A 20,357-nucleotide genomic window follows, 5' to 3' on the forward strand; every position below is an offset into this window, starting at 1 on the left:
CGGGCCGGGAACGGGCGACATCACGTCGCCCGTTCCCGCTGACAGGCGGTTTTAGGCAACTCGTCAGGCGGCGCGGTTGCTGCGCCGCTCCAACATCATGGTCGGCTCGAACATCCGGTGGGTGTTGCGGCCGCTTTCCTTGGCCGCATAGAGGGCCATGTCGGCACGGACGAACAGGTCGGCCGCGCTGCAGTCGCCAACTCGTGCGATGCCGATCGAGGCACCGATGGTGGACTGTATGCCGCCGCATCCGATCGGCCGCCCCAGCGCGCTGACGATGGTTTCGGCGAGAGTCGTGACGGCGTCGTCGGACGTCGTCGGACCGACGAGAAGCGCGAACTCGTCGCCGCCGATGCGGGCGACGAGTTCGGCGTCACCCCCTAGCTCCTTCAACCGCGTCGCGATGACCTTCAGGCAGTCGTCGCCGATGGCATGCCCGAAACTGTCGTTGATCGCCTTGAAGCCATCGAGATCGACCAGCAGGAGAGCGCCCGTTGCGCCTTCAGCGAGCGTCGCAAGTCCGGCCTGGAAGCGACTGCGGTTGGCAAGGCCGGTCATGACATCGAATTCGGCCAGATAGCGGGTCTGTTCGAGGAGGAGCTTTTCCTCGGTGATGTCCTGCTTCATTCCGAAGATCCGGACCGGTTTGCCATCCTCGGACTCGACCGTGGCGGTGATCCGGATCCAGCGGCGCTTGCCGGCGGCGCTGACGATCTCGGTTTCGAGCGTGAACCCGCTGCTTTCCTCGATCGCACGGCTGCGGAGCGTCTCGAGCGCCTGGCGGGAGTCCGGCGGATAGCATTCGAGGGTCAGTTCGCGGACCGGCGGCACGCCGCGCGGCAGGTCGAAGATGTCGTAGACCACGTCGGTCCAGGTGAGCGCATGGTCGGCCAGGTTGCATTCCCAGACCCCAATCCGGGCAGCGGCAGAGGCGCGCTCGAAGACTTCCCGGCTGCGGGCGAGAGCCGCCGCCTGTCGACGGATCAACGCCTCCTGCGCCGCGACCCTGCGATGCAGGGCAGCCAGCGCCTCCGGCTCCGCAGTTCGAACGGCAGCGCTCGATCTCACGACAGACCTGGCCATGGCGGACGGCAGAACCGGTTCATCATGGTGCAACGCCTGACTGCAATGCAAATGACAGATGGCAAGAGCGTGCAGCGCGGCCGAATCCGTTGCCGCAGGCTGCAGGTCTCGTCGGATGTTCTGCCATCGATCCTCGCGTCCGTTCTCGTAACCGAGCCCAATCTATCGGCGACAGGGTTAACGCGTCGTTAGCCGGCCACGCAAGTGCTCGGCTGGTCAGGGGGCGGCCACTCGCCGTGTCGCTCAGGACTCGGCGGAGCCTACGACGCCCGGCACATGATAGGCCGCCATGTGCCGGACGTAGTCGGCCTTGCCGAGATCGACGCCAAGATGCCGCAGGATCGCGTAGGCGGTGACCACGTGAAAATAGAACTGCGGCAGCGCCCAGTCGCGGACGAACTCCGCTCCGCTCATCCGGAACGCCATGCCGTTCGGCAGACGGAGGTCGACGACGCGCTCCGCACCGGCATCGATATCCTGCGCCGACGCCGCGCGAAGCGCTGAGCGGGTCTCGGCGATCTGGGACTGCATCGCCGCTATCGTATCCTGGCGTGCCAGGGGCGGGGGCACGTCCTTGTCCTGCAGCCGGGCGAGCGCCTCCACCACCTGGATGCAGCTGAAGCGGACCTGGTCGGCGAGCGGCAACATGTCGGGCGCGAGCCGCGCGTCGAGCATGTCCGGCGCGGCGTCGCCCAGATGGGTCTCCGCCTTCTCGAGGAAGCCGGAGAGCGATCCCAGCATCTGGGTGAAGGTCGGGACAACAAGCGTATAGAGCGACATGGTCTTTCCTCCTCGGTACCGGTTTCTGCGCGGCGCCGCCGCTGGCGATCGTCCGCTCAGCCGCGCCGGGCGGCGAGCAGCGCCAGCGCCGCCGCCGGGGCTGCCCGACAGACGGCTTCCCGGCTTTCAGCCGGGCAGTCCAGAAGGTCGGAGAAGTCGACGACGCCGCGATCGAGCCGCGCCGCCAGCCGGCGCAGCACAGGCCGGCCCGCACCGGCGATGACCACCGGCGCGTCGTCGGTCAGATCCTCCCGCGACAGGACCCGCAGCGCCGCGTCGTGGATGCGGCGGACCTGCGCCTCGGCGAAGGCGTGTCCCAGCCATTCCCAGGCGCCGTCGGTGCCGTCCGAGGCATCCATGCCGATCATGCGGGCGAGGCGCCGGCGCGAGCCCTCCAGCGTCTTCGCCTGGCCGTCGGCGGCGGGATAGAGGTCGTCGGCCTCGTCGAGCGTGCCGACGACGCGCTGCACGTCGGCCATGCTGGCGAAGAACTCGTTCATCACCGGCACGAGGCGGCCGGAAAACGGCACCTCGCTGGCGACGGCCATGAGCGCGGTGCGGGTGAAACCCTGATAGACCAGCTCGCCCGCCGCCAGCCGTTCGGCGTCGGTGGCGGCGGTGGCCCGCACCGTCCCGCCGGCGACCGGGATGATGTCGGTGGTGGTCGAGCCCATGTCGAGGAACAGCGCCTCCTCGATGGCGCCGGCGGCGAGCGTGGCGCTCGCATGCCAGTTCGCCGAGGCGATCCGGGCGACGTGTTCGCCGGCCGCCTCGGGGCTGACGAACCCCGCATCGCCGGCATAGACCGCGACGTCGCCCGACAGCTTATCCGCGAACAGCCGCGTCAGCGCCGCGACGCCCTCGCTGCGCGAGGAAAAGACATCGGAGAGTTCGCCGGTCATGGTGACGGCGTGGCGGTCGACCGCCTCGACCTCGGCGAGGATCGTCGCCAGCGCGTCGTCGAGCCGGTCGAGGCCCTGCCAGATCGGGCTCGGTTCCTGCCAGACCTTCACGATACGGTCCCCGTCGGCGAGCGCCGCCTTCAGATGCGCGCCGCCCACGTCCCACCCCAGCACTCTCGTCATGCCTTGCCCGTCCGTTTCTGCTACGGCCCTTCCTATAGCATCGAACGACGGCGGCGCGAGCCGAAGGCAACATGCAGATCATTCCGGTACTCGACATCAAGGACGGCGTCGTGGTTCGCGGCGCCGGCGGCGACCGGGCCAATTACCGGCCGATCGTCACCCCGCTCGCCGCCGGCGCCGAACCGGTGGCGGTGGCGAAGGGGCTGATGACGCTGGCGGATTTTCCCGCGATCTACATCGCCGATCTCGACGGCATCGAGGGCAGGGCCCCGAACGCGGCGGCGCTGGCGGACCTCCTGCAGGCGTTTCCGCAGACGCAGTTCTGGATCGATGCCGGGGTTCGGACGCGGTCGGATGTGGAAGGGATCCTCCAGGTGCCGCGCCAGGTCGCGGTGATCGGATCGGAATCGATCGACGATGCGTCCGTCGCGGCGGGCTTTGCCGGCGAGGGCCGGGCGGTGCTGTCGCTCGACTTCCGGGGCGATGAATTTCTGGGCCCGGCCGATCTTCTGGAAGACGCCGCATGCTGGCCGCAGCGCGTCGTCGTCATGACGCTGGCGAAGGTCGGCAGCGGCGCCGGGCCGGACCTCGCACGGCTGGCGGATATCGCCGGGCGGGCGGGAGGACGCAGCGTTTTCGCCGCGGGTGGCGTCCGTCATTCCGGTGACGTCGCGGCGCTCTGGGCTGCCGGCATCGCCGGCGCGCTGGTGTCCACGGCGCTGCATGACGGGCGGCTCGACGTCGCCAGCCTCAAGCAGGGCGCCTAGTCCATCCGCTGACACGCCGCCATGTGCCGCAACGCTTCGGCCACGAAAAAGGGGCCACGGGGCCCCTTCCTGTCGTCGTCCTCGGATGGAAGACCGGGTTCTACTGGAACCCGAATTTGGCGGCCAATCGCCGGAGAAGGCCGGCGGGCATCGCCGGCTTGGTGTCTTCCCCGGGATGGTCTCTTGTCTAAGCCCCGGCGAACGGATGGGATGCGGTACCCTTCTTGGCTACGACTTCGGCGGCGGTCGGCGTGCCCTTGATGGCGCGCTCGATGGATTCCATCGTCGCCTGGTAGTTGTAGTCGCGGATCTTGGCGTCGTCCTCGGCTTCCCAGTGGATGAAGACGCCGACGCAGATGAACAGGTCGTCGGCTTCGGCAGCCGGGATGATGCCCTTCTCGACGGAATCGGCGACGGCGCGCGCGACGGCGGTCTGGGCTGGGCCGAACATCTGGACGGCCTGCTTGGCGCCCTTGATGGTGACCTTGTTGAACATCACGGTGTTCGGCTTGCAGGGAAGGTTCGGCGCGACCACGGCGAGGAGGGTGGTGAAGCCGTCCTTGTTGTTGGTCAGCGAGTTACAGAATGCCGATTCCGCGGCCGAACCCCGGGGTCCGATGATCAGGTCGATGTGGGCAACTTCGTTGCCTTCGCCGACGAGCGATTCGCCGACCATCACTTTGTTGATGGTTGCCATGAGCAGTTCCTCCAAAAATACGTTGCGCTAACCTGCCCGGCGTTGTTGCCGGCCGGCTAAGAACTTCCGAATCCAGAAAGGCCAACCATTCGCCACGACCTGTGGGGTCGTAACGGTGCCGTCCTCCCTTTCGCCAGACCCTTCGGTCCGGCAACGGCTACCCTTGTTGGCGGCGTCCCCCAGGGGACCGGTTAGCCAGATAGCGCCGGAGTCAAGATGGACCCCGATGGCCGACAGTCAATCATTCCCACCATGCTTCCGCAAGGAATCTCGCAAAAAGACTGGCAACCGTCAGGTCGGCGGAGGTCCCGGGATTGAGCTTCTCGCGCTTCAGTTGAGCGTCGAAGGCGAGGGCTGCCGACAGCGCGTCGGCGGGCTCGGTGATCAGCCCCAGGCCATGGGTGAAATCGGCCATGCGCAGGCGCAATGCCTCGGCGCACGGCTCGCCATATTTGCGCGCGACGTGGCTGTCGGGAAAGCAGCTGGCGAAGGCGAGATAGGCGTCCAGCGCGGGGCCGAGCCCGGGGGCGGCGGGCGCCCCTTCCGAGGCCCTCAGCGCCGGGAGGCCGATGTCGAAGATGTCCGCGAACCCGTCGGCATATTGGCGCGCGACGAGATCGCGGCCGCTGGCGAGCCGCATCGCCGCGACGAGGCCGATCGACGGCGGTTGGCGGACGTCGTGCTCGGCGGCTTCCCCAAGGCCGCCGGGGGAGGCGAGGGCGATGGCCGCGAAGGCGTCCGCCGCATCCTTCGCCGTGAGTTTCGCGAGCACCTGCGCCAGCGCCGCGCGCAAGGCCTCCACGCCACGTCCGCTCGCGGTCTCGGCGGCGGCGGCGAGCGGCGCGGCGAGCAGCAGGATGCCGAGATTGGCGTTGACGCCGACCGATGTCCAACTGGCTTGCGTCGCCCCGAGAATGCGCGCGCCGACCCCGGCGCCCGGTTGCGCAACGAACGGCGCCGCTGCCGCGGCCGCTGCCTCGAAGGTGGCGGCTTCCATGCCGTGGCCGGGGGCGAAGCGATGGACGTTGCCGGGCTTGACCGCGTCCAGTTCGGCGCGGCAGGCGGCGAGGAAGGCGGCCTCGATGGCGCCTGGCTCGAGGCTCATGACGCCGCGAGGGGCTCGGCCGCCGCCGCCGCACTCCGGCCGGTCGCCGCGATCCGCGCCAGAAGATCGGTTGCGCGGATGCCGGCGATGTCCTTGCCGCTGGCGCGTTTCAGCCCGGTCCAGGCCGGCATCGAATTCACCTCGATGACCTGCGCGCGCCCGGCCTCGTCGCGCAGCAGGTCGACGCCGCAGAAATCGCCGCCGACGGCTTGGGTCGCGGCGATCGCCAGGGCCTCGAATTCGGGGTCCGGCGGCATCGGCAGCGCCTCGGCGCCCTGCTTGATGTTGGTGATCCAGCCGGCGGATTCGCGCCGCATGGCGGCGACGACTCGCCCGTCGGAGACGAGGATGCGGATGTCGGCGAAGCGGCCGTTCGTGGCCACGCCGGCGAAATGCTGCAGATAGTAGACGCCGCCGGCGGTCTCGGACTCCGCCGGCAGGTCGGCCTCGGCGGCGATCAGCTTCAGCCCTTTGCCCTGCGCCCCGAACAGCGGCTTCAGCACCATCGGCCGGGCCTCGCGGGCGATGAGCCGGGCCGCCTCCGCTCTTGTCTCGACAGCGTAGCTGCGGGGGCTGGGAACGCCGGCGCGCGCCAGCAGGAAGCTGGTCGTCGACTTGTCGACACAGTTCTCGACGGCTTTTGCATCGTTGGACACGATGACGCCGACGCGCGACAGCGCATGCAGCACGCCGAGCCGCCGCGTCACCTGCTCGAAGCTGCCGGCGTCCATCGTCCGCAGGCACACCGCGTCCGGCAGGGCGTCCGGGAAGCCCGGTATCGCCAGCCCGTGCGGCGCGCCGGTGTCGAAGCCGATCGCCGCAAGCTCGACGACGCGGATCTCGGCGCCGCGATCGCCGAAGGCGCGGATCAGTTCGCGTGCATGCCGGTCGATCCCCGCGGTGACGAGGAGGATTCGCGGGACTTTTTTGGCCTGCGGCGCCGGGATCTGCATGGTCGGCTCAGCCGAAGGAGGCGTCGACGAGGGCGGCGTGGATTTCCCCGCCCCGGAACGTCTCGCCGGTCTCGAGCGCCACCACGGCGACTTCCGCCGGCGAGAACAGCATCGGGTCGATCTTGTAGAAATCGCCGTCATACTGGCGAAAGATTTCGGCGAAGGGCGTGCCGTGGTCGCTGGCGGTGGAACTCGGCAGATTCTCGGCGAGACGCCGGGCCTCCGACGCCGGGCCGTTGACGTGCAGCAGGATCCGCCCGCCATAGATGACGGCGTCGTTGGTGCGGCCCATGGCGGTGATGAAGTCCGGATGCGGCGGCGGCAGCGGCGCCGTGCCCATGCCCTCGACGATCTGCGTCAGGTCGAATTTCAGCTCGTGCGCCTTGTGCAGCGCCACCTCGACGACGCGCCCGACGATCTGCACCGAGCCGGCAAGGCTCTGGGTCGGGGCGTAGACGATGGTGAGGTTTTCCGGCGCGACGTCGCAATCGGCGGCGATGCGGCGGACCAGCGGCTCCGGCGGCGGGCCGCCGGCCTCCAGCACCAGCACGGCGAATTCGCTGCGGTCGGCATAGGCGATGTCCTTGAACAGCGCCTCGCGGCCGGCCAGCGCCCGGGCGGGGCCGGAGCCCATGGAGAAATAGCTCTCCTCGCCTTCCTCGCTGACGAGCTGCCAGCCGGCATACTGGCTGCCGAGGCAGGCGATGACGGGGCTCGCGGTGCGCGCCGTCAGCGTGAACGGCCAGCGCGCCAGACCGGGCGACGTGCCGATCGCCACCTCGCCGAGGCCGCCGAGGCAGATCTCGGTCATCAGCCGCCCGGCCTCGAGGCTGCCCTGGACGCTGGCGCCGGCATCGATCAGCGTTTCGCCGGCAGCGCCGGTGGCGAACGCGACGCGCAGTTCGGCGGCCCGCGCCCGCATCGTCTCGATCAGCGGGAGCGCCCCCGCATTGACCGACAAGGTTTCCGTCCGGCTCATGCCGCTTTCCTCTCGAATCGTTCTCTCAATTCCGCCACGCGCCGTTCGAACAGCGCCGTTGCGGCCTCTTCCGTTTCCGCCTCGGCGACCACCGTGCACAGCGGCTGGCCGGCGGCAAAGCTTGCCGGCGGCGTCGTGCGGTCGCGGCTGAAATCCGGCCAGGCAAAGCCCGCCGGCAGATTGATGTCGCTGTCCGCCCAGGCAAGGCCCGCGGCGCGGATCGCCCCGGGGCCTGATACACGCTCCGGCAGTTCGCCGCGACAGGCCGCCAGATGCAGCGCCAGCAGCGGTTGGGCCGCGCTCTCGAAGACGTCGAGCGTCGCGCCGGCCCTTGCGTTGATCTCCAGCAGCTCCGGCCCGTCCGCTGAGAGGACGAAATCGGCGCTGGCGAGGCCGACGAGCGGCAACCGCGCGTGGATCGCCGCGACCGCGGCCTGCATTGCGGGCCCTCGCGGTCCCGGATCCGCGAGCGGCCCCACCGCGCCGCCATAGCGGTAGGGCTCGGCGGTGGACGGGGCGGTCCACTGCCGCGTGAAGCCGAGGAAGGCGCAGCGTTCGCCGGCCGCCACGAAGGCGAGCGAGACGTGATCGCCGGCGACGAAGCGCTGGTAATACCGGTCCGGCGCCGGCGGATGATCACCCGCCACGACATGGCTGCCGCCAGCGCCGCCGATCTTCTTCGACAGCCAGTTGGCGGGATCGGCGGGCGGATCACGGCTGATCGGCGGATGCGGAACACCGGCCTCCGCACACAATGCGGCGAAGGCTTCCGGGTATTTCAGCCGTCGCTGCGTGCTGGCATCCGTCCCGAGGATCGGCCAGCGCGCACCGATCGCCGCCAGCAGTTCCGGCCGGTCCTCGAAGCCCGCACCGTAGACGAAGCCCACCGGCGCCATGCCGTCCGCCAGGCGTTCGAGCGCCACGATCAGCGCGTCGGCGTCGAACCCGTCCGGGTAGTGGCCGTGCAGCACCTCGCTGCGAAGGGCGGCGGCCGCCAGGTCGCTGTCGCCGAAGAAGTCGAGCGCCAGCGCGTCGATCCCTGCGAGCCGGGCGCTCTCGGCGATCTGCCGCGCCGAGAAGGCAGCGACGAGGACGGAAGGCCGGTCGCTCACGACACGAGCGTTCGCGCAAGCTGGAAGGCGTCGCGGAAGTCGAGAACCTGCGGTTCCTTCGCCTCGATCATGCGCTTCAGCAGCCCATATTCGGTCTTGGACTTCATCGGCCCGACGGCCAGCGCGCCGATGCCGAGTGCGTCAGTGCCCGGGATCGGCTCCTCGTCGGCCATCACGTCGATGCCATCGAGCCCCAGTGGCGGCACGGCATTGACGTCGGCCGCCACGAGCAGCCGCGTCGCGGCCTTCAACTGGTCGGCGCCGAGCACCTGGACGCCTGCCTTGGCGGCCGAGAGGATCACCTCGACCTCCTTGACGATCGCCGTGTTCTTCTCGTCGCTCGACCCGTCCACCGCCTCGACGTCGGCGCCGAAGCGTTCCTTCATCTCCCGGGCGCGCGCCTCGACCCGCTCCAGTCCGCTATAGCCGACGATCTTGACCTTCGCGCCTTCCAGCGCGGCGATCACGGCGGCGCAGTAGCCGACGACGCCGGTGGCGCCGAAGACGGCGATGGTGACGTCCTTGAGCGCCTTCTGCTTCTTGTTCTTCAGGGTCCGTTCGACGCAGGCGACCATCGCCGCGGCCGTGGTGAACGAACCGGCCGGGTCGGCCATGATGTTGCAGCCGAAGGGCGGCACCAGTGCCTTCCTGGCCGCATCGATCATGTCGAGCGCCAGCACCGCGTCGTCGCCGCCGAAAAACACGGCGCTCCGCACGCCGACATTGGGCGGGCGCGAGAAGATGATGTCCTGGACGAGATCGCCGATGTCGCCCAATTCGACCTTCTCATAGGGCAATACCGCGTCATAGCCGGCGTCGAGCGCCATGTTCACGTCGAACGGGCTGACGTGCTTGTGCGGCGTCAGCATGTGCAGGATGTTCTTGTCGGCCATGGTTTTCCTCCAGTTCGCTATCGGTTACCCGCGATACGGGCGTCGGAATTGTCGATGTGGGGCGGCGGACTTCAGCCGGTGCCGGCGACGCGCCGGAGCGGCGAGCGCTCGATGCGCGCGCCGCCATTGCGGCCGGCGACGACGCGCAGCGTCAGCCCCGCCTCCGCCACCGCGTCAGAGACGGTGCGCGACAGCCGATCGGCTTCTTCCGGCGAGGCCGCGAAGGCAAAGCCGGTCGGGCCCCAGGAACTCTGCCCGATCCCGTGGGCACCTTCGGCGGCGAGCATGGCGCATATCCGCGCCACCGCCGGGCTGGTGAAGACACCGCCCTGGGCCGGAGCAAAATGGCTGCCGACCATCTGCTGGATCGTCGCGATGGCAGCGCCGAAACCGGCGATGTCGGCCTCCGCCAGCGCGGGCAGCGCCTCGAGCAGCACGAGGCGGCAGATCAGGGCCGTGTCGATCTCGGCGAAGGCCGGCAGGCTGGCGAAGGCCTTGAGCTCGTCCTCGCCGTGAAACCCTTCGGTGCGGGGGTCGAGGACCAGCAGCACCCGCCAGGCGTCGGGAAACGGCAGCCGGGCGATGATCGGCGGCGGCGCGTCGGTCGGCCCCTTGCCGCCGTCGACCGCCACGCCGCCGGCGCTGAGGAAAGCGGCGCCGAGGCCGGAGCGATTGCCCCGCCCGAGCCGCGCGGCATCGCCGGCGGGGTCCGGCGCCAGGCCCTCGATCGCCCGCAAGGCGGTCGCGACGGCCAGAGCGAGCTGGGTGCCGGAACCGAGCCCGGCATGCGGCGGGATGGTTTCCAGAAACGTGAGTTCATAGCGCCGGTCGCCGAGGCCGAGATGCCGGCGCATGGCCTGGAGATGGCCGAGGGCGCGCTCGGCCTCCGGCCCGTCGGCCCGATCCTCGGGCGCATGGCGGATCGACAGGCGGGTCGCCGGCTCGGCCAGCGCCAGCCCGATTCCGCCGAATCGCCGGCCCGATCGGCCGCCCGGATCGAGGAAGCCGAGATGCAGGCGCGCGGGCGCCGAGACGCTGACGACGTCCTCTGTCAATTTGTCCCCTGCCTTCCGGGTGCCCGCACCCTATTATCGGGGCAAGCACGGATGCGGCAAGGGGAGATGGCCATGGCAGCGAAGACCTACACCGACCAGGAGGTCACCGAACGGCTGGCGAAGGAGCTGCCGACATGGCGGCTCGAGGACGGCTGGATCCGGCGGACCTACAAGACGCATGGCTGGAAGGGCACGCTGATGGTGATCAACACGGTCGGCCATCTCGCCGAGGCGGCGTTCCACCATCCCGACATCACCGCGTCCTACGCCTGGGTCGAGGTGCGGCTGATGAACCACGCCGCCAAGGGCATCACGGACGCCGATTTCGCGCTGGCCAAAAAGATCGAGGAAGTCGTCAGCTGGCAGCCGGGCAAGGAAGACGGGCCGCTTTCCGGCACGCCGGACGACCCGCGCTTTGCCTATATCAAGTACGACAAGCACTAGGCCGGACGGCGGGGACCTTTGACCTCACCGGTCGGGGCGGTATCTTGGCGCCAGGGCACAGGAAGCGATTCGTTTTGAACCATGCATGGATCGACGGCCGGCCGGGATCGGAGCCGGAAGCCGTCGCTGCTGCGGCAGCGCTCATCGGTGGCAGCCGGTTGCCGGTGGTGACGGGCCTTGCGACCGACATCGCCGGAATCCGGGCCGCCCTCGGCCTTGCCAGGATCGCCGGGGCGGTGATCGACCATCAGGCATCCGCCGCGATCTATCCGGCGGTCACCGCGATCCGCGACAGCGGCATGATGATCGGCGCCCCCGCCGAGATCCGTCGGCGCGCCGACCGCGTGCTGATCGTCGGCGACGCCTTCGCGACGTCGCCCGACCTGCCGGACTTCCTGTTCAGGCATGAGCCCGACCTCGGCAAGGCGACGCGCGGCAAGCGCGAGATCCGCTGGCTCGGCGGACCCGAGAGCAGTGCCGACATTCCGGGCGCCATCGAGCCCGTCGTCTGCCCGGCGGACGGCATCGCCGACGCGCTGGCGATGATCCGCGCCGCCGCCGCCGGTCATCGCTTCGGCGAGGGGCCGATCGCCGGTGAGCAGGCCGAGGCTGTCGCCGCATGGATGAAGGAGGCCGGCTTCGGCTGCGCGATCTTCGCCGTCGCCGGCATGGACGAGCTGGCCATCGAGATGCTGGCCGGCCTCGTCTTCGACCTCAACGCCGAAACCCGCTTCACCAGCCTGCCGCTGTTCGGGCCGGGCCAGGCCTTCGGCGCCGCATTGGCGGCGACCTGGACGACCGGCTTTCCGCTGCGGGTCGGCTTCGGGCGCGGCTTTGCCGACCATGACCCCGACCTCCACGAGGCCGGGCAGCTGATCGCCTCGGGCGAAGCCGATCTCGCCATCCACGTTTCGGGTCTTGCCGGCGCGGCCTCGCCGGAGCCGGAATGGTCGGGCCGGCTGCCGGTTATCGCCATCGGTGGGGGCGCGGCGAGCTGGGCCAATCCGCCAAAGATCCGTTTCGACGCGGCAATGGCGGGGCGCGATCATGACGGCGTCCTCCACAACGAGCGCTTCGGCAGCTTCGTGCCGTTCGCGGCGACACAAACCGGAACGCTGCCGCGTGCCGCCGATCTGCTTGCGGCCATCGCTGCCGCCCTCGGTGACGTGACGACGGGAGCGGCCGCATGAACACGACGACCAACGAGGCCTGCTCATGCTGACGCGTCTGAAGGACGGGCACGTCGTCGATCCCGCCAATGGCGTCGACGCGGTCGTCGACCTCTATGTCGAGGACGGCGTCGTGGTGGATGCGCCGGACGACGGACGGGAAGCGGGCGAGACGATCGACTGCAAGGGCCTGATCGTCATGGCCGGCGCGATCGACATCCATTCCCACATCGCCGGCGGCCACGTGAACACGGCGCGGCTGCTGCTGCCGGAATTTCATCGGGCGTTCCAGGCGCGGCCGGACGCGACGGCGCTGTCGCGCGTCGGGTGGACGACCGAGGAGACGGGCCTGCGCTACGCCGAGATGGGCTTCACCACTGTCGTCGAGCCGGCGATGGCGCCGTCGGCGGCGCTGCACGCGCATCTCGAACTCGCCGATATCCCGATCATCGACAAGGCGACGCTGGTCGTGCTCGGCAACGACGATTTCCTGATGGCGATGATCCGCGACGGCGAGAGCGAGAACGCCATCGAGGACTATGTCGCCTGGACCGTCTCGGCATCGCGGGCGCTGGGAGTCAAATGCATCAATGCCGGCGGCTCGGCGGCGTTCAAGGAAAATGTCCGCAAGTATGATTTCGACGACGAGGTGCCGGATTACGGCGTCACCTCGCGGCGGATCGTCAAGACGCTGCAGGCGGCGGTGACCGGGCTCGGCATCCCGCATCCGCTGCACGTCCACTGCAACAATCTCGGCGTTCCGGGCGATTCCGCGGCCTCGGCCGTGGCCACCATCGAGGCGGCCGAGGGCCAACCGTTGCATCTGGCGCATCTGCAGTTCTACGGCTACGGCACCGGTGGCGAGCGCCGCTTCTCCTCCGAGGGCCAGCGGCTCGCGGAACTGGTGAACCGCACCAAGGAAGTGACGGTCGACATCGGCCAGGTGATGTTCGGCCAGACGGTGACGATCTCCTCCGACGAGCTGCGGCAGTTCGTCGGCCGGGCGCAGGCGAGCCCCGGCAAGGCGGTGATCTACGACCACGAGGCGAATGGCGGCGGCATCGTGCCGATGGACTACAAGCGCTCGAACTATTTCAACGCGCTGCAATGGGCGATCGGGCTGGAGCTGTTCCTGCTGATCGACGACCCGTCGCGGGTGTTCTTCACCACCGACCATCCGAACGGCGCGCCGTTCACCGCCTATCCGGAGATCTTCGCGCTGCTGATGGACCGGAACGTGCGCCAACGCTGGCTGGAGGCGCTGCCGAAATCCGTGCTGGCGATGACGACGCTCGCCGAGATCACCCGCGAATACACGCTGGCCGAGATCGCCACGATGACTCGCGCGGCGCCGGCGCGGCTGCTCGGCACGCCGGATCGCGGCCATCTCGGCACGGGGGCCGTCGGCGACATCGCGGTCTATCGGCCGGGCGCCGACAAGGCGGCGATGTTCGGCAGAGCCGCCTACGTCTTCAAGGACGGGACGCTGGTGGTGAAGGACGGGACGGTGGTGAACCGCACGACGGGGCGGACGCTGACGGTGCGGCCGGAGTCCGACAAGGCAATGGCGCGGCGGCTGGAGACCTATTTCGACGACCGCTATGGCCTGCCGGCCAAGTGGTTCGAGGTGCCGGAGCACGCCATCGGGCGCGATGAACCGTTCAAGGTGGTGGCATGCCGGACATGAAGACCGCCGCGACGATCAACGGCGTCGTCATCGACGACACCTTCGCCGAAGCCTTCCCGATGAGCGGGACGGCGATCCAGGTGACGGCCGACAGCGAGAAATGGGCGCTGGAAGCCGCGCGCTCCTTCACCGGCTTTGCGACTTCGGTCATCGCCTGCGGCTGCGAGGCGGGGATCGACCGGATCGTGCCGCCGGCGGAGACCCGCGACGGCCGGCCGGGCGTGCGCATCCTCTTGTTCGCCATGGACAGAGCCGGGCTTGCCAAGCAGCTCGGCACGCGGCTCGGCCAGTGCATCCTGACCAGCCCGTCTTCGGCCTGCTATGCGGACCACGCGGGCGAGACGAAGATCGATCTCGGCTCGGCGATCCGCTATTTCGCCGATGGCTGGCAGATCTCCAAGAAGTTCGGCGACAAGCATTTCTGGCGCATGCCGGTGATGGAGGGCGAGTTCCTCTGCGAGGCGAAGACCGGAATGACCTCGGATGGCGTCGGCGGCGGCAATCTCCTGTTCCTCGCCCGCACGGCCCGCCAGGCGCTGGCGGCGGCCGAGGTCGCGGTCGCGGCGATGCGCGACGTGCCGGACGTGATCATGCCGTTTCCCGGCGGAATCGTGCGCTCTGGCTCCAAGGTCGGCGGCAAGTACAAGGGCATGATGGCCTCGACCAACGACGCCTACTGCCCGACGCTGAAGGGCGTCACGCCGTCGGCGCTTGGCCCGGAGATCGGCTCGGTGCTGGAGATCGTCATCGATGGGCTCAGCGCCGATGCCGTCGCCGCGGCGATGCGCGCGGGCTTGAAGGCGGCCGTCGATCTCGGGCCGGAGGACGGCGCGCTGCGGATCGGCGCCGGCAATTACGGCGGCAATCTCGGGCCGCATCACTTCCACCTCAAGGATATCGTGCCATGAGCGGCCTGACCTTCCGCAAGAAGGCCGAGCCCGAGCAGCGGCTCGACCTCTCGGTGTTGACGCCGGCCCGGCTCTCGGGCCTGTCGACAGCCGAAATAGCGGCGCTGCCGGTGGGCACGACGCGGCTGCTCGTAACGGTCGGCGACGTGTTCGCCGTCGACGGCAGCGACGCCGCGTCGATCCGCTTCGAGGGCGGATCGGACCGGTTCGACCGGGTCGGCGAGGCACTGGACGGCGGCGAGATCCACGTCGAGGGCGACGCCGGATGGCGCGTCGGCCGGCTGATGCAGAGCGGGCGGCTGACGGTGTCCGGAACGGTCGGCGGCCTTGCCGGCTCCGGCATGGGCGGCGGCTTCCTGTCGATCGGCGGCAATGCCGGCCAGCGTCTGGGCGGACCCATGCCCGGCGAGATGGCCGGCATGCGCGGCGGCGCGATCCGCGTCGGGGGCAGCGCCGGCAGCCGCGCCGCCGACCGGATGCGCCGGGGGACGATCCTCGTCGCCGGCGAGCTCGGCGAAGATGCCGGCAGCCGGATGATCGCCGGGACGCTGATCGCCGGCGGCATCGCCCGCGGCACGCCCGGCCGGCTGATGAAGCGCGGCACGCTGATCCTCTGCGGCGGGGCCGAGCGCCTCGGGCCGACCTTTCTCGATAACGGCCCGGCCGATCTCCTGATCCTGCTTGTGATGGCGCGGGAGCTCGACGCCGGCGCGCTGGCGCCACTGCCCTTCGACGGCGCACCGATGCGCCGGATCGGCGGCGACACGGCGGTGCTCGGCAAGGGCGAGATCTTCCTGCCGGTGTAGCGGGCGAGCGTCCTGGCGTCGCGTCCGGACGCTGATCGCATGGGCCATCTCTCAGTTGGCGCCTGCCACATCCTGTCGCAGCCTGCTGCCGCGCGCTTCTTCCGGCCCTAGAATGGCATCCGGACGACGTCTTCTCCGTAGCTGAGGCACGCGGCATGACGCCGGCAGGGCACCGCATCCGGGAGTGACACGATGATCGACCTGATCCTGACCGTCTGCATGGTCTCAGACCCCTCGTCCTGCCGCGAGGAGCGGCTCGCCTATGAAAGCCGCGGCTCGCTGGCGCAATGCATGATGCTGTCGACGCCATACGTCGCCGCCTGGGTGGGAGACCACCCGCAATGGACGGTCAAGCGGTGGGAGTGCGGCTGGCCGGAAGAGCGCAAGCAGCCGATCTGATCGTGACGCGTCGGGTGCGCTGAAAGATTGCGCAGCTGCCTGTTTCGTGGGCGCAGCTTCGGGCGGGATGACATGCCTGCCGAATTATTGAGCGCGAGGCAGGCCGCGTGACTCCATACTGGGCACCGTGCGGCGGTGCCGGCCCGTGCATCTGCCGAGAATGGCACAGGGTTTGCTCCGTTTCATTCGTAACCCGACCCCGTCGGGGCCGAAACGAGTGGAGATGGCGCATGAACTCACCCTTCAAATGGATCCGGGGCCTTGCTGCCGCGGCGGCAATGACTGGCGTGGCGCTCAGCGGAGCTGCCGCCCAGGACGCCCCCAGCGGCGAGCCGATCAAGGTCGGCGTGCTGCATTCGCTTTCCGGCACGATGGCCATCTCCGAGACGACCCTCAAGGACGTCATGCTGATGCTCATCGACGAGCAGAACAAGAAGGGCGGCCTGCTCGGCCGGCCGCTCGAGGCGGTCGTCGTCGATCCGGCCTCCGACTGGCCGCTGTTCGCCGAGCGGATGCGCGACCTCGTGTCGGCGCAGGACGTCGCGGCGGTGTTCTGCTGCTGGACGTCGGTGTCGCGCAAGTCGATCCTGCCGGTCGCCGAGGAGCTGAACACCGTGGTGTTCTACCCGGTCCAGTACGAGGGCGAGGAATCGTCGCGCAACATCTTCTACACCGGCGCCGCCCCCAACCAGCAGGCGATCCCGGCCGTCGACTATCTGATGGAGGAAGGCGTCGAGCGCTGGGTGCTCGAGGGCACCGACTACGTCTATCCGCGCACCACCAACAAGATCCTCGAGCAGTATCTGATGGACAAGGGCGTCGCCGCCGAGGACATCAAGATCAACTACACGCCGTTCGGCTTCTCCGACTGGCAGACCGAGGTCGCCGCGATCAAGGAATTCGGCTCGGCCGGCAAGAAGACTGCGGTCGTCTCGACGGTCAACGGTGACGCCAACGTGCCATTCTACAAGGAACTCGCCAACCAGGGCATCGCCGCGACCGATATCCCGGTGGTGGCGTTCTCGGTCGGCGAGGAAGAACTGGCCGGCATCGACACCGGCCCGCTGGTCGGGCATCTCGCCGCCTGGAACTACTTCATGTCGGTCGATACGCCGGAAAACGCCGAGTTCATCGAGAAGTGGAAAGCCTTCATCGGCAACGATGAGCGCGTCACCAACGACCCGATGGAAGCGCATTACATCGGCTTCAACATGTGGGTGAAGGCGGTCGAGAAAGCCGGCACGACCGAGGCCGACGCGGTGATCGCCGCCCTGCCGGGCATCGAGCAGGCGAACCTCACCGGCGGCGTCTCGACGATGCTGCCGAACCACCACATCACCAAGCCCGTGCTGATCGGCGAGATCAACGACGAAGGCCAGTTCGACATCGTCAGCGAGACCGAGGAACTGGTTCCCGGCGACGCCTGGTCGGACTTCCTGCCGGAATCCAAGCCCCTCGAGGCTGACTGGACCGACCCGATCAACTGCGGCAACTACAACACTGAGACGAAGACCTGCGGCGGCGCGGCGGCTGCGGCTCAGTAAGCACGCCAAGGTCTGACGAGGCCCGCTTCTCCCAAGAGCGGGCTTCCAGCGGGGGCGGCCATGCGGCCGTCCCCGCCACTGTCTCAACCGGTACAGGACTATTCATGGCCCTTCTTGCGCGCTGGTGCCTCGCTTTCCTCCTGCTGGTGCCGGGCACGATCGTGATGTCGGCGGCCGCGAACGCGCAGGGCGGAGATGCCGCGGCGATCATCCAGAAATTCGGCGGCAAGCAGAGCTTTTCGGACACCGAGGCGGTGATCGCCGAGCTCGCCGCCACCGGCAATGCCGACGTGGCGCGGGCGCTGCGCGCGCTCGGCGACGGCAGCCTCTATTGGCGCGAGAGCGACGAGGCGGTGTTCATCGGCCAGGGCAGCGATCCCGTCACGCTGCTCGATCCGCTGACTGGCGAGGAGGCGGGCACGGCGCCGGCCGGCGATCTCACCAAGGTCCGCATCAAGAATTCCATCCGCAACGACATCACCACGGCGCTCGGATCGCTGACGCTTGGATCTCCCGATCGGGCGCAGCGCATGCGGGCCGCCTCGACGCTGTTTTCCGACGGCGATCCGGCGATGATAGCGCCGCTCGAGGCGGCGATCGCCAAGGAAGAGGACGCGGCCGTCCAGGCGCGCATGGAGGAGGCGCTGGCCGCCGCCGTGCTCGCTTCCGACCGGCCGGCCGCGGAAAAGGCCGAGGCCGCCGCGGTGATGGAAGGGCGCGGCGACCGCGAGGCGCTGACGATGCTCATCCGCTTTGCCGGCGCCACCGACGACCTGGAAGCCAAGGCGGCCGCGGAGCGGGCGATCGCCGCGATCGAGGGCAACATCGCCTTCTGGTACCAGATGCAGAACATCTGGTACGGCCTGTCGCTCGGCTCGGTGCTGCTGCTGGCCGCGATCGGCCTGGCCATCACCTTCGGCGTGATGGGCGTCATCAACATGGCGCATGGCGAAATGGTGATGCTCGGCGCCTACACAACCTTCGTCGTCCAGGAGGCGATCCGCACCAGCGCGCCAGAGCTCTTCGCCTGGTCGCTGGCGATCGCCCTGCCGCTGGCGTTTCTCGTCTCCGGCACGGTCGGTCTGGTGATGGAGCGCTTTCTCATTCGCTTCCTCTACGGCCGGCCGCTGGAGACGCTGCTGGCGACCTTCGGCGTCTCGCTGATCCTGCAGCAGGCGGTCCGCACCATCTTCGGCCCGACCAACCGCGAGGTCGGCAATCCCGAATGGATGTCCGGCGCCTTCGAGGTCGGGATGATGGCGATCACCTGGAACCGGCTGTGGATCATAGTCTTCTCGCTGGTGGTGTTCGCCGGCCTCCTGGTCGTGCTCAACCGCACCTCGCTCGGCCTGCAGATGCGCGCCGTCACCCAGAACCGCAAGATGGCCTCGGCCATGGGCATCCGCACGCCCTGGGTCGACGCGCTGACTTTCGCGCTCGGCTCCGGCATCGCCGGCATCGCCGGGGTGGCGCTCAGCCAGATCGACAATGTCTCGCCGGATCTCGGCCAGGGCTACATCATCGATTCCTTCATGGTCGTGGTGTTCGGCGGCGTCGGCAATCTCTGGGGCACGCTGGTCGGGGCGATGAGCCTCGGCATCCTCAACAAGTTCCTCGAGCCCTATGCGGGCGCGGTGCTCGGCAAGATCGTCGTGCTGGTGCTGATCATCCTGTTCATCCAGAAACGGCCCCGCGGCCTGTTCGCCCAGAAGGGGAGGTTCGTCGACGCATGATCCTCGCGCGATTCCTCGGCCCAAGGGTCTGGTTCCTGGTCGTCGCGCTGGTGGCTGCGGCGGTGCTGGTGCCGGCGGCAAGCCTGTGGCTCCCGGCGGACCATCCGCTGCACGTGCCGCCCTATCTCGTGCCGCTGATCGGCAAATACATCTGCTTTGCGCTGCTGGCGCTCTCGCTCGATCTCGTCTGGGGCTATGTCGGCATCTTGTCGCTCGGCCACGGCGCGTTCTTCGCGCTCGGCGGCTACGCCATGGGCATGTACCTGATGCGCCAGATCGGCCCGCGCGGCGTCTATGGCAACCCGGTGCTGCCCGACTTCATGGTGTTCCTCAACTGGCAGGAACTGCCCTGGTACTGGACCGGCTTCGACCAGTTCTGGTTCGCGGCGATCATGGTGGTGCTGGTGCCGGGCGTCCTCGCCTTCGTCTTCGGCTATTTCGCCTTCCGCAGCCGCGTCACCGGCGTGTATCTCTCGATCATCACCCAGGCGATGACCTATGCGCTGTTGCTGGCGTTCTTTCGCAACGACATGGGGTTCGGCGGCAATAACGGCCTGACCGACTTCAAGGACATTCTCGGCTACCCGATCCAGGCGGCGACGACGCGGGCGGCGCTGTTTTCTGCGAGTTGCATCGCGCTTGCCGTCGCCGTCCTGTTCGTCGGCTGGATCACCCGCTCCAAGCTCGGCAAGCTGATGGTGGCGGTGCGCGACGCCGAAAGCCGCACCCGCTTCATCGGCTGGCGGCCGGAGCACGTGAAGCTGTTCGCCTTCACCGTCTCGGCGGTGATGGCGGGGATCGCCGGCGCGCTCTACGTGCCGCAGGTCGGCATCATCAATCCCGGCGAGTTCGCGCCGGTGAACTCGATCGAGGTCGTGGTCTGGGCGGCGGTCGGCGGCCGCGCGACGCTGATCGGGCCGATCCTCGGTGCGCTCCTCGTCAATTTCGCCAAGAGCACCTTCACCGCCATCGCGCCGGAATACTGGCTGTTCGTCCTCGGCGGCCTGTTCGTCTTCGTCACGCTGTTCATGCCGCGGGGCATCGTCGGCACGTTCGATCATGGCTGGGGCGGCTGGCGCGCCCGCCGTGCGGCGCGCGAGGCGGAAAAGGGCGAGGCCGCGGACGGTCGCATCGCCGCGACGAGCCCGGCGGAGTAGG

At 68.9% G+C, this 20,357-nt stretch carries 20 protein-coding genes; 10 read left to right on the forward strand and 10 right to left on the reverse strand.

All coding sequences use genetic code 11. From position 1 onward, the window contains the following. Positions 1-63 precede the first annotated feature (63 nt). The 3 genes from GTW51_RS11220 to GTW51_RS11230 all read right to left on the reverse strand — a co-directional run bounded on the left by GTW51_RS11220 (position 64) and on the right by GTW51_RS11230 (position 2,948). Positions 64-987, reverse strand: a complete 924-nt coding sequence (locus tag GTW51_RS11220) for a diguanylate cyclase domain-containing protein (RefSeq protein ID WP_246232988.1) — start codon at positions 985-987, stop codon at positions 64-66. Between the two features lie 339 nt (positions 988-1,326). Beyond that, a complete protein-coding gene (locus GTW51_RS11225; RefSeq protein WP_163044015.1) occupies positions 1,327-1,863 on the reverse strand; it encodes a DUF1993 domain-containing protein in 537 nt (178 codons plus the stop codon). A gap of 56 nt (positions 1,864-1,919) precedes the next feature. Further along, positions 1,920-2,948 carry a hydantoinase/oxoprolinase family protein gene (locus GTW51_RS11230; RefSeq protein ID WP_203566029.1) on the reverse strand — a complete coding sequence of 343 codons (1,029 nt, stop codon included), beginning with the start codon at positions 2,946-2,948 and terminating at the stop codon, positions 1,920-1,922. Between the two features lie 71 nt (positions 2,949-3,019). On the opposite strand from GTW51_RS11230, the gene GTW51_RS11235 reads away from it, so the two are divergent. Continuing rightward, positions 3,020-3,715, forward strand: a complete 696-nt coding sequence (locus tag GTW51_RS11235) for a HisA/HisF-related TIM barrel protein (RefSeq protein WP_163044016.1) — start codon at positions 3,020-3,022, stop codon at positions 3,713-3,715. A 187-nt stretch (positions 3,716-3,902) separates the two neighbouring features. On the opposite strand, the gene fae is transcribed toward GTW51_RS11235, so the two are convergent. The 7 genes from fae to GTW51_RS11270 form a co-directional block, all read right to left on the reverse strand. Continuing rightward, the gene (gene fae, locus GTW51_RS11240) at positions 3,903-4,412 is read right to left on the reverse strand and encodes a formaldehyde-activating enzyme (protein ID WP_163044017.1); all 510 of its coding nucleotides are present in this window, start codon (positions 4,410-4,412) and stop codon (positions 3,903-3,905) included. A gap of 241 nt (positions 4,413-4,653) precedes the next feature. Next, on the reverse strand, positions 4,654-5,517 hold the full coding sequence (locus tag GTW51_RS11245) for a triphosphoribosyl-dephospho-CoA synthase (protein ID WP_163044018.1): 864 nt from the start codon (positions 5,515-5,517) through the stop codon (positions 4,654-4,656). Further along, positions 5,514-6,470, reverse strand: coding sequence for an ATP-grasp domain-containing protein (locus GTW51_RS11250; RefSeq protein ID WP_163044019.1), 957 nt, complete (start codon positions 6,468-6,470; stop codon positions 5,514-5,516). Before GTW51_RS11250 ends, GTW51_RS11245 begins: the two co-directional genes overlap by 4 nt. Before the next feature lie 7 nt (positions 6,471-6,477). Beyond that, complete coding sequence (gene mch, locus GTW51_RS11255; protein WP_163044020.1) at positions 6,478-7,449, reverse strand: methenyltetrahydromethanopterin cyclohydrolase; 972 nt, start codon at positions 7,447-7,449, stop codon at positions 6,478-6,480. After that, complete coding sequence (locus GTW51_RS11260) at positions 7,446-8,561, reverse strand: ATP-grasp domain-containing protein (RefSeq protein ID WP_163044021.1); 1,116 nt, start codon at positions 8,559-8,561, stop codon at positions 7,446-7,448. Before GTW51_RS11260 ends, mch begins: the two co-directional genes overlap by 4 nt. Then, on the reverse strand, positions 8,558-9,454 hold the full coding sequence (locus tag GTW51_RS11265; RefSeq protein ID WP_163044022.1) for an NAD(P)-dependent methylenetetrahydromethanopterin dehydrogenase: 897 nt from the start codon (positions 9,452-9,454) through the stop codon (positions 8,558-8,560). The genes GTW51_RS11260 and GTW51_RS11265 overlap by 4 nt, the downstream gene beginning before the upstream one ends. A gap of 71 nt (positions 9,455-9,525) precedes the next feature. Continuing rightward, positions 9,526-10,509, reverse strand: coding sequence for a beta-ribofuranosylaminobenzene 5'-phosphate synthase family protein (locus GTW51_RS11270; protein ID WP_163044023.1), 984 nt, complete (start codon positions 10,507-10,509; stop codon positions 9,526-9,528). A gap of 72 nt (positions 10,510-10,581) precedes the next feature. Between GTW51_RS11270 and GTW51_RS11275 the strand changes: the two genes are divergently transcribed. From GTW51_RS11275 to urtC, 9 genes are all read left to right on the forward strand, one after another. Beyond that, complete coding sequence (locus GTW51_RS11275) at positions 10,582-10,953, forward strand: 4a-hydroxytetrahydrobiopterin dehydratase (RefSeq protein WP_203566030.1); 372 nt, start codon at positions 10,582-10,584, stop codon at positions 10,951-10,953. A gap of 74 nt (positions 10,954-11,027) precedes the next feature. Then, the gene (locus GTW51_RS11280) at positions 11,028-12,143 is read left to right on the forward strand and encodes a molybdopterin-binding domain-containing protein (protein WP_163044025.1); all 1,116 of its coding nucleotides are present in this window, start codon (positions 11,028-11,030) and stop codon (positions 12,141-12,143) included. A 25-nt stretch (positions 12,144-12,168) separates the two neighbouring features. Next, a complete protein-coding gene (locus tag GTW51_RS11285) occupies positions 12,169-13,809 on the forward strand; it encodes a formylmethanofuran dehydrogenase subunit A (protein ID WP_163044026.1) in 1,641 nt (546 codons plus the stop codon). Further along, a complete protein-coding gene (fhcD, locus tag GTW51_RS11290) occupies positions 13,797-14,717 on the forward strand; it encodes a formylmethanofuran--tetrahydromethanopterin N-formyltransferase (protein ID WP_163044027.1) in 921 nt (306 codons plus the stop codon). Before GTW51_RS11285 ends, fhcD begins: the two co-directional genes overlap by 13 nt. Further along, positions 14,714-15,523 (forward strand): formylmethanofuran dehydrogenase subunit C, encoded by an 810-nt coding sequence (locus tag GTW51_RS11295; RefSeq protein WP_163044028.1) that lies wholly within the window; start codon positions 14,714-14,716, stop codon positions 15,521-15,523. Before fhcD ends, GTW51_RS11295 begins: the two co-directional genes overlap by 4 nt. 192 nt (positions 15,524-15,715) lie before the next feature. Beyond that, positions 15,716-15,922: a hypothetical protein gene (locus tag GTW51_RS11300; RefSeq protein ID WP_163044029.1), complete on the forward strand. Its 207-nt coding sequence runs from the start codon at positions 15,716-15,718 to the stop codon at positions 15,920-15,922. A gap of 230 nt (positions 15,923-16,152) precedes the next feature. Then, positions 16,153-17,466 (forward strand): urea ABC transporter substrate-binding protein, encoded by a 1,314-nt coding sequence (urtA, locus tag GTW51_RS11305; RefSeq protein WP_163044030.1) that lies wholly within the window; start codon positions 16,153-16,155, stop codon positions 17,464-17,466. A 104-nt stretch (positions 17,467-17,570) separates the two neighbouring features. Beyond that, positions 17,571-19,199 carry an urea ABC transporter permease subunit UrtB gene (gene urtB, locus GTW51_RS11310; RefSeq protein ID WP_163044031.1) on the forward strand — a complete coding sequence of 543 codons (1,629 nt, stop codon included), beginning with the start codon at positions 17,571-17,573 and terminating at the stop codon, positions 19,197-19,199. Then, positions 19,196-20,356, forward strand: a complete 1,161-nt coding sequence (gene urtC, locus GTW51_RS11315; protein ID WP_163044032.1) for an urea ABC transporter permease subunit UrtC — start codon at positions 19,196-19,198, stop codon at positions 20,354-20,356. Before urtB ends, urtC begins: the two co-directional genes overlap by 4 nt. Position 20,357 lies beyond the last annotated feature (1 nt).

The organism is Aurantimonas aggregata, from assembly GCF_010500835.1.
Classification (GTDB): domain Bacteria; phylum Pseudomonadota; class Alphaproteobacteria; order Rhizobiales; family Rhizobiaceae; genus Aurantimonas; species Aurantimonas aggregata.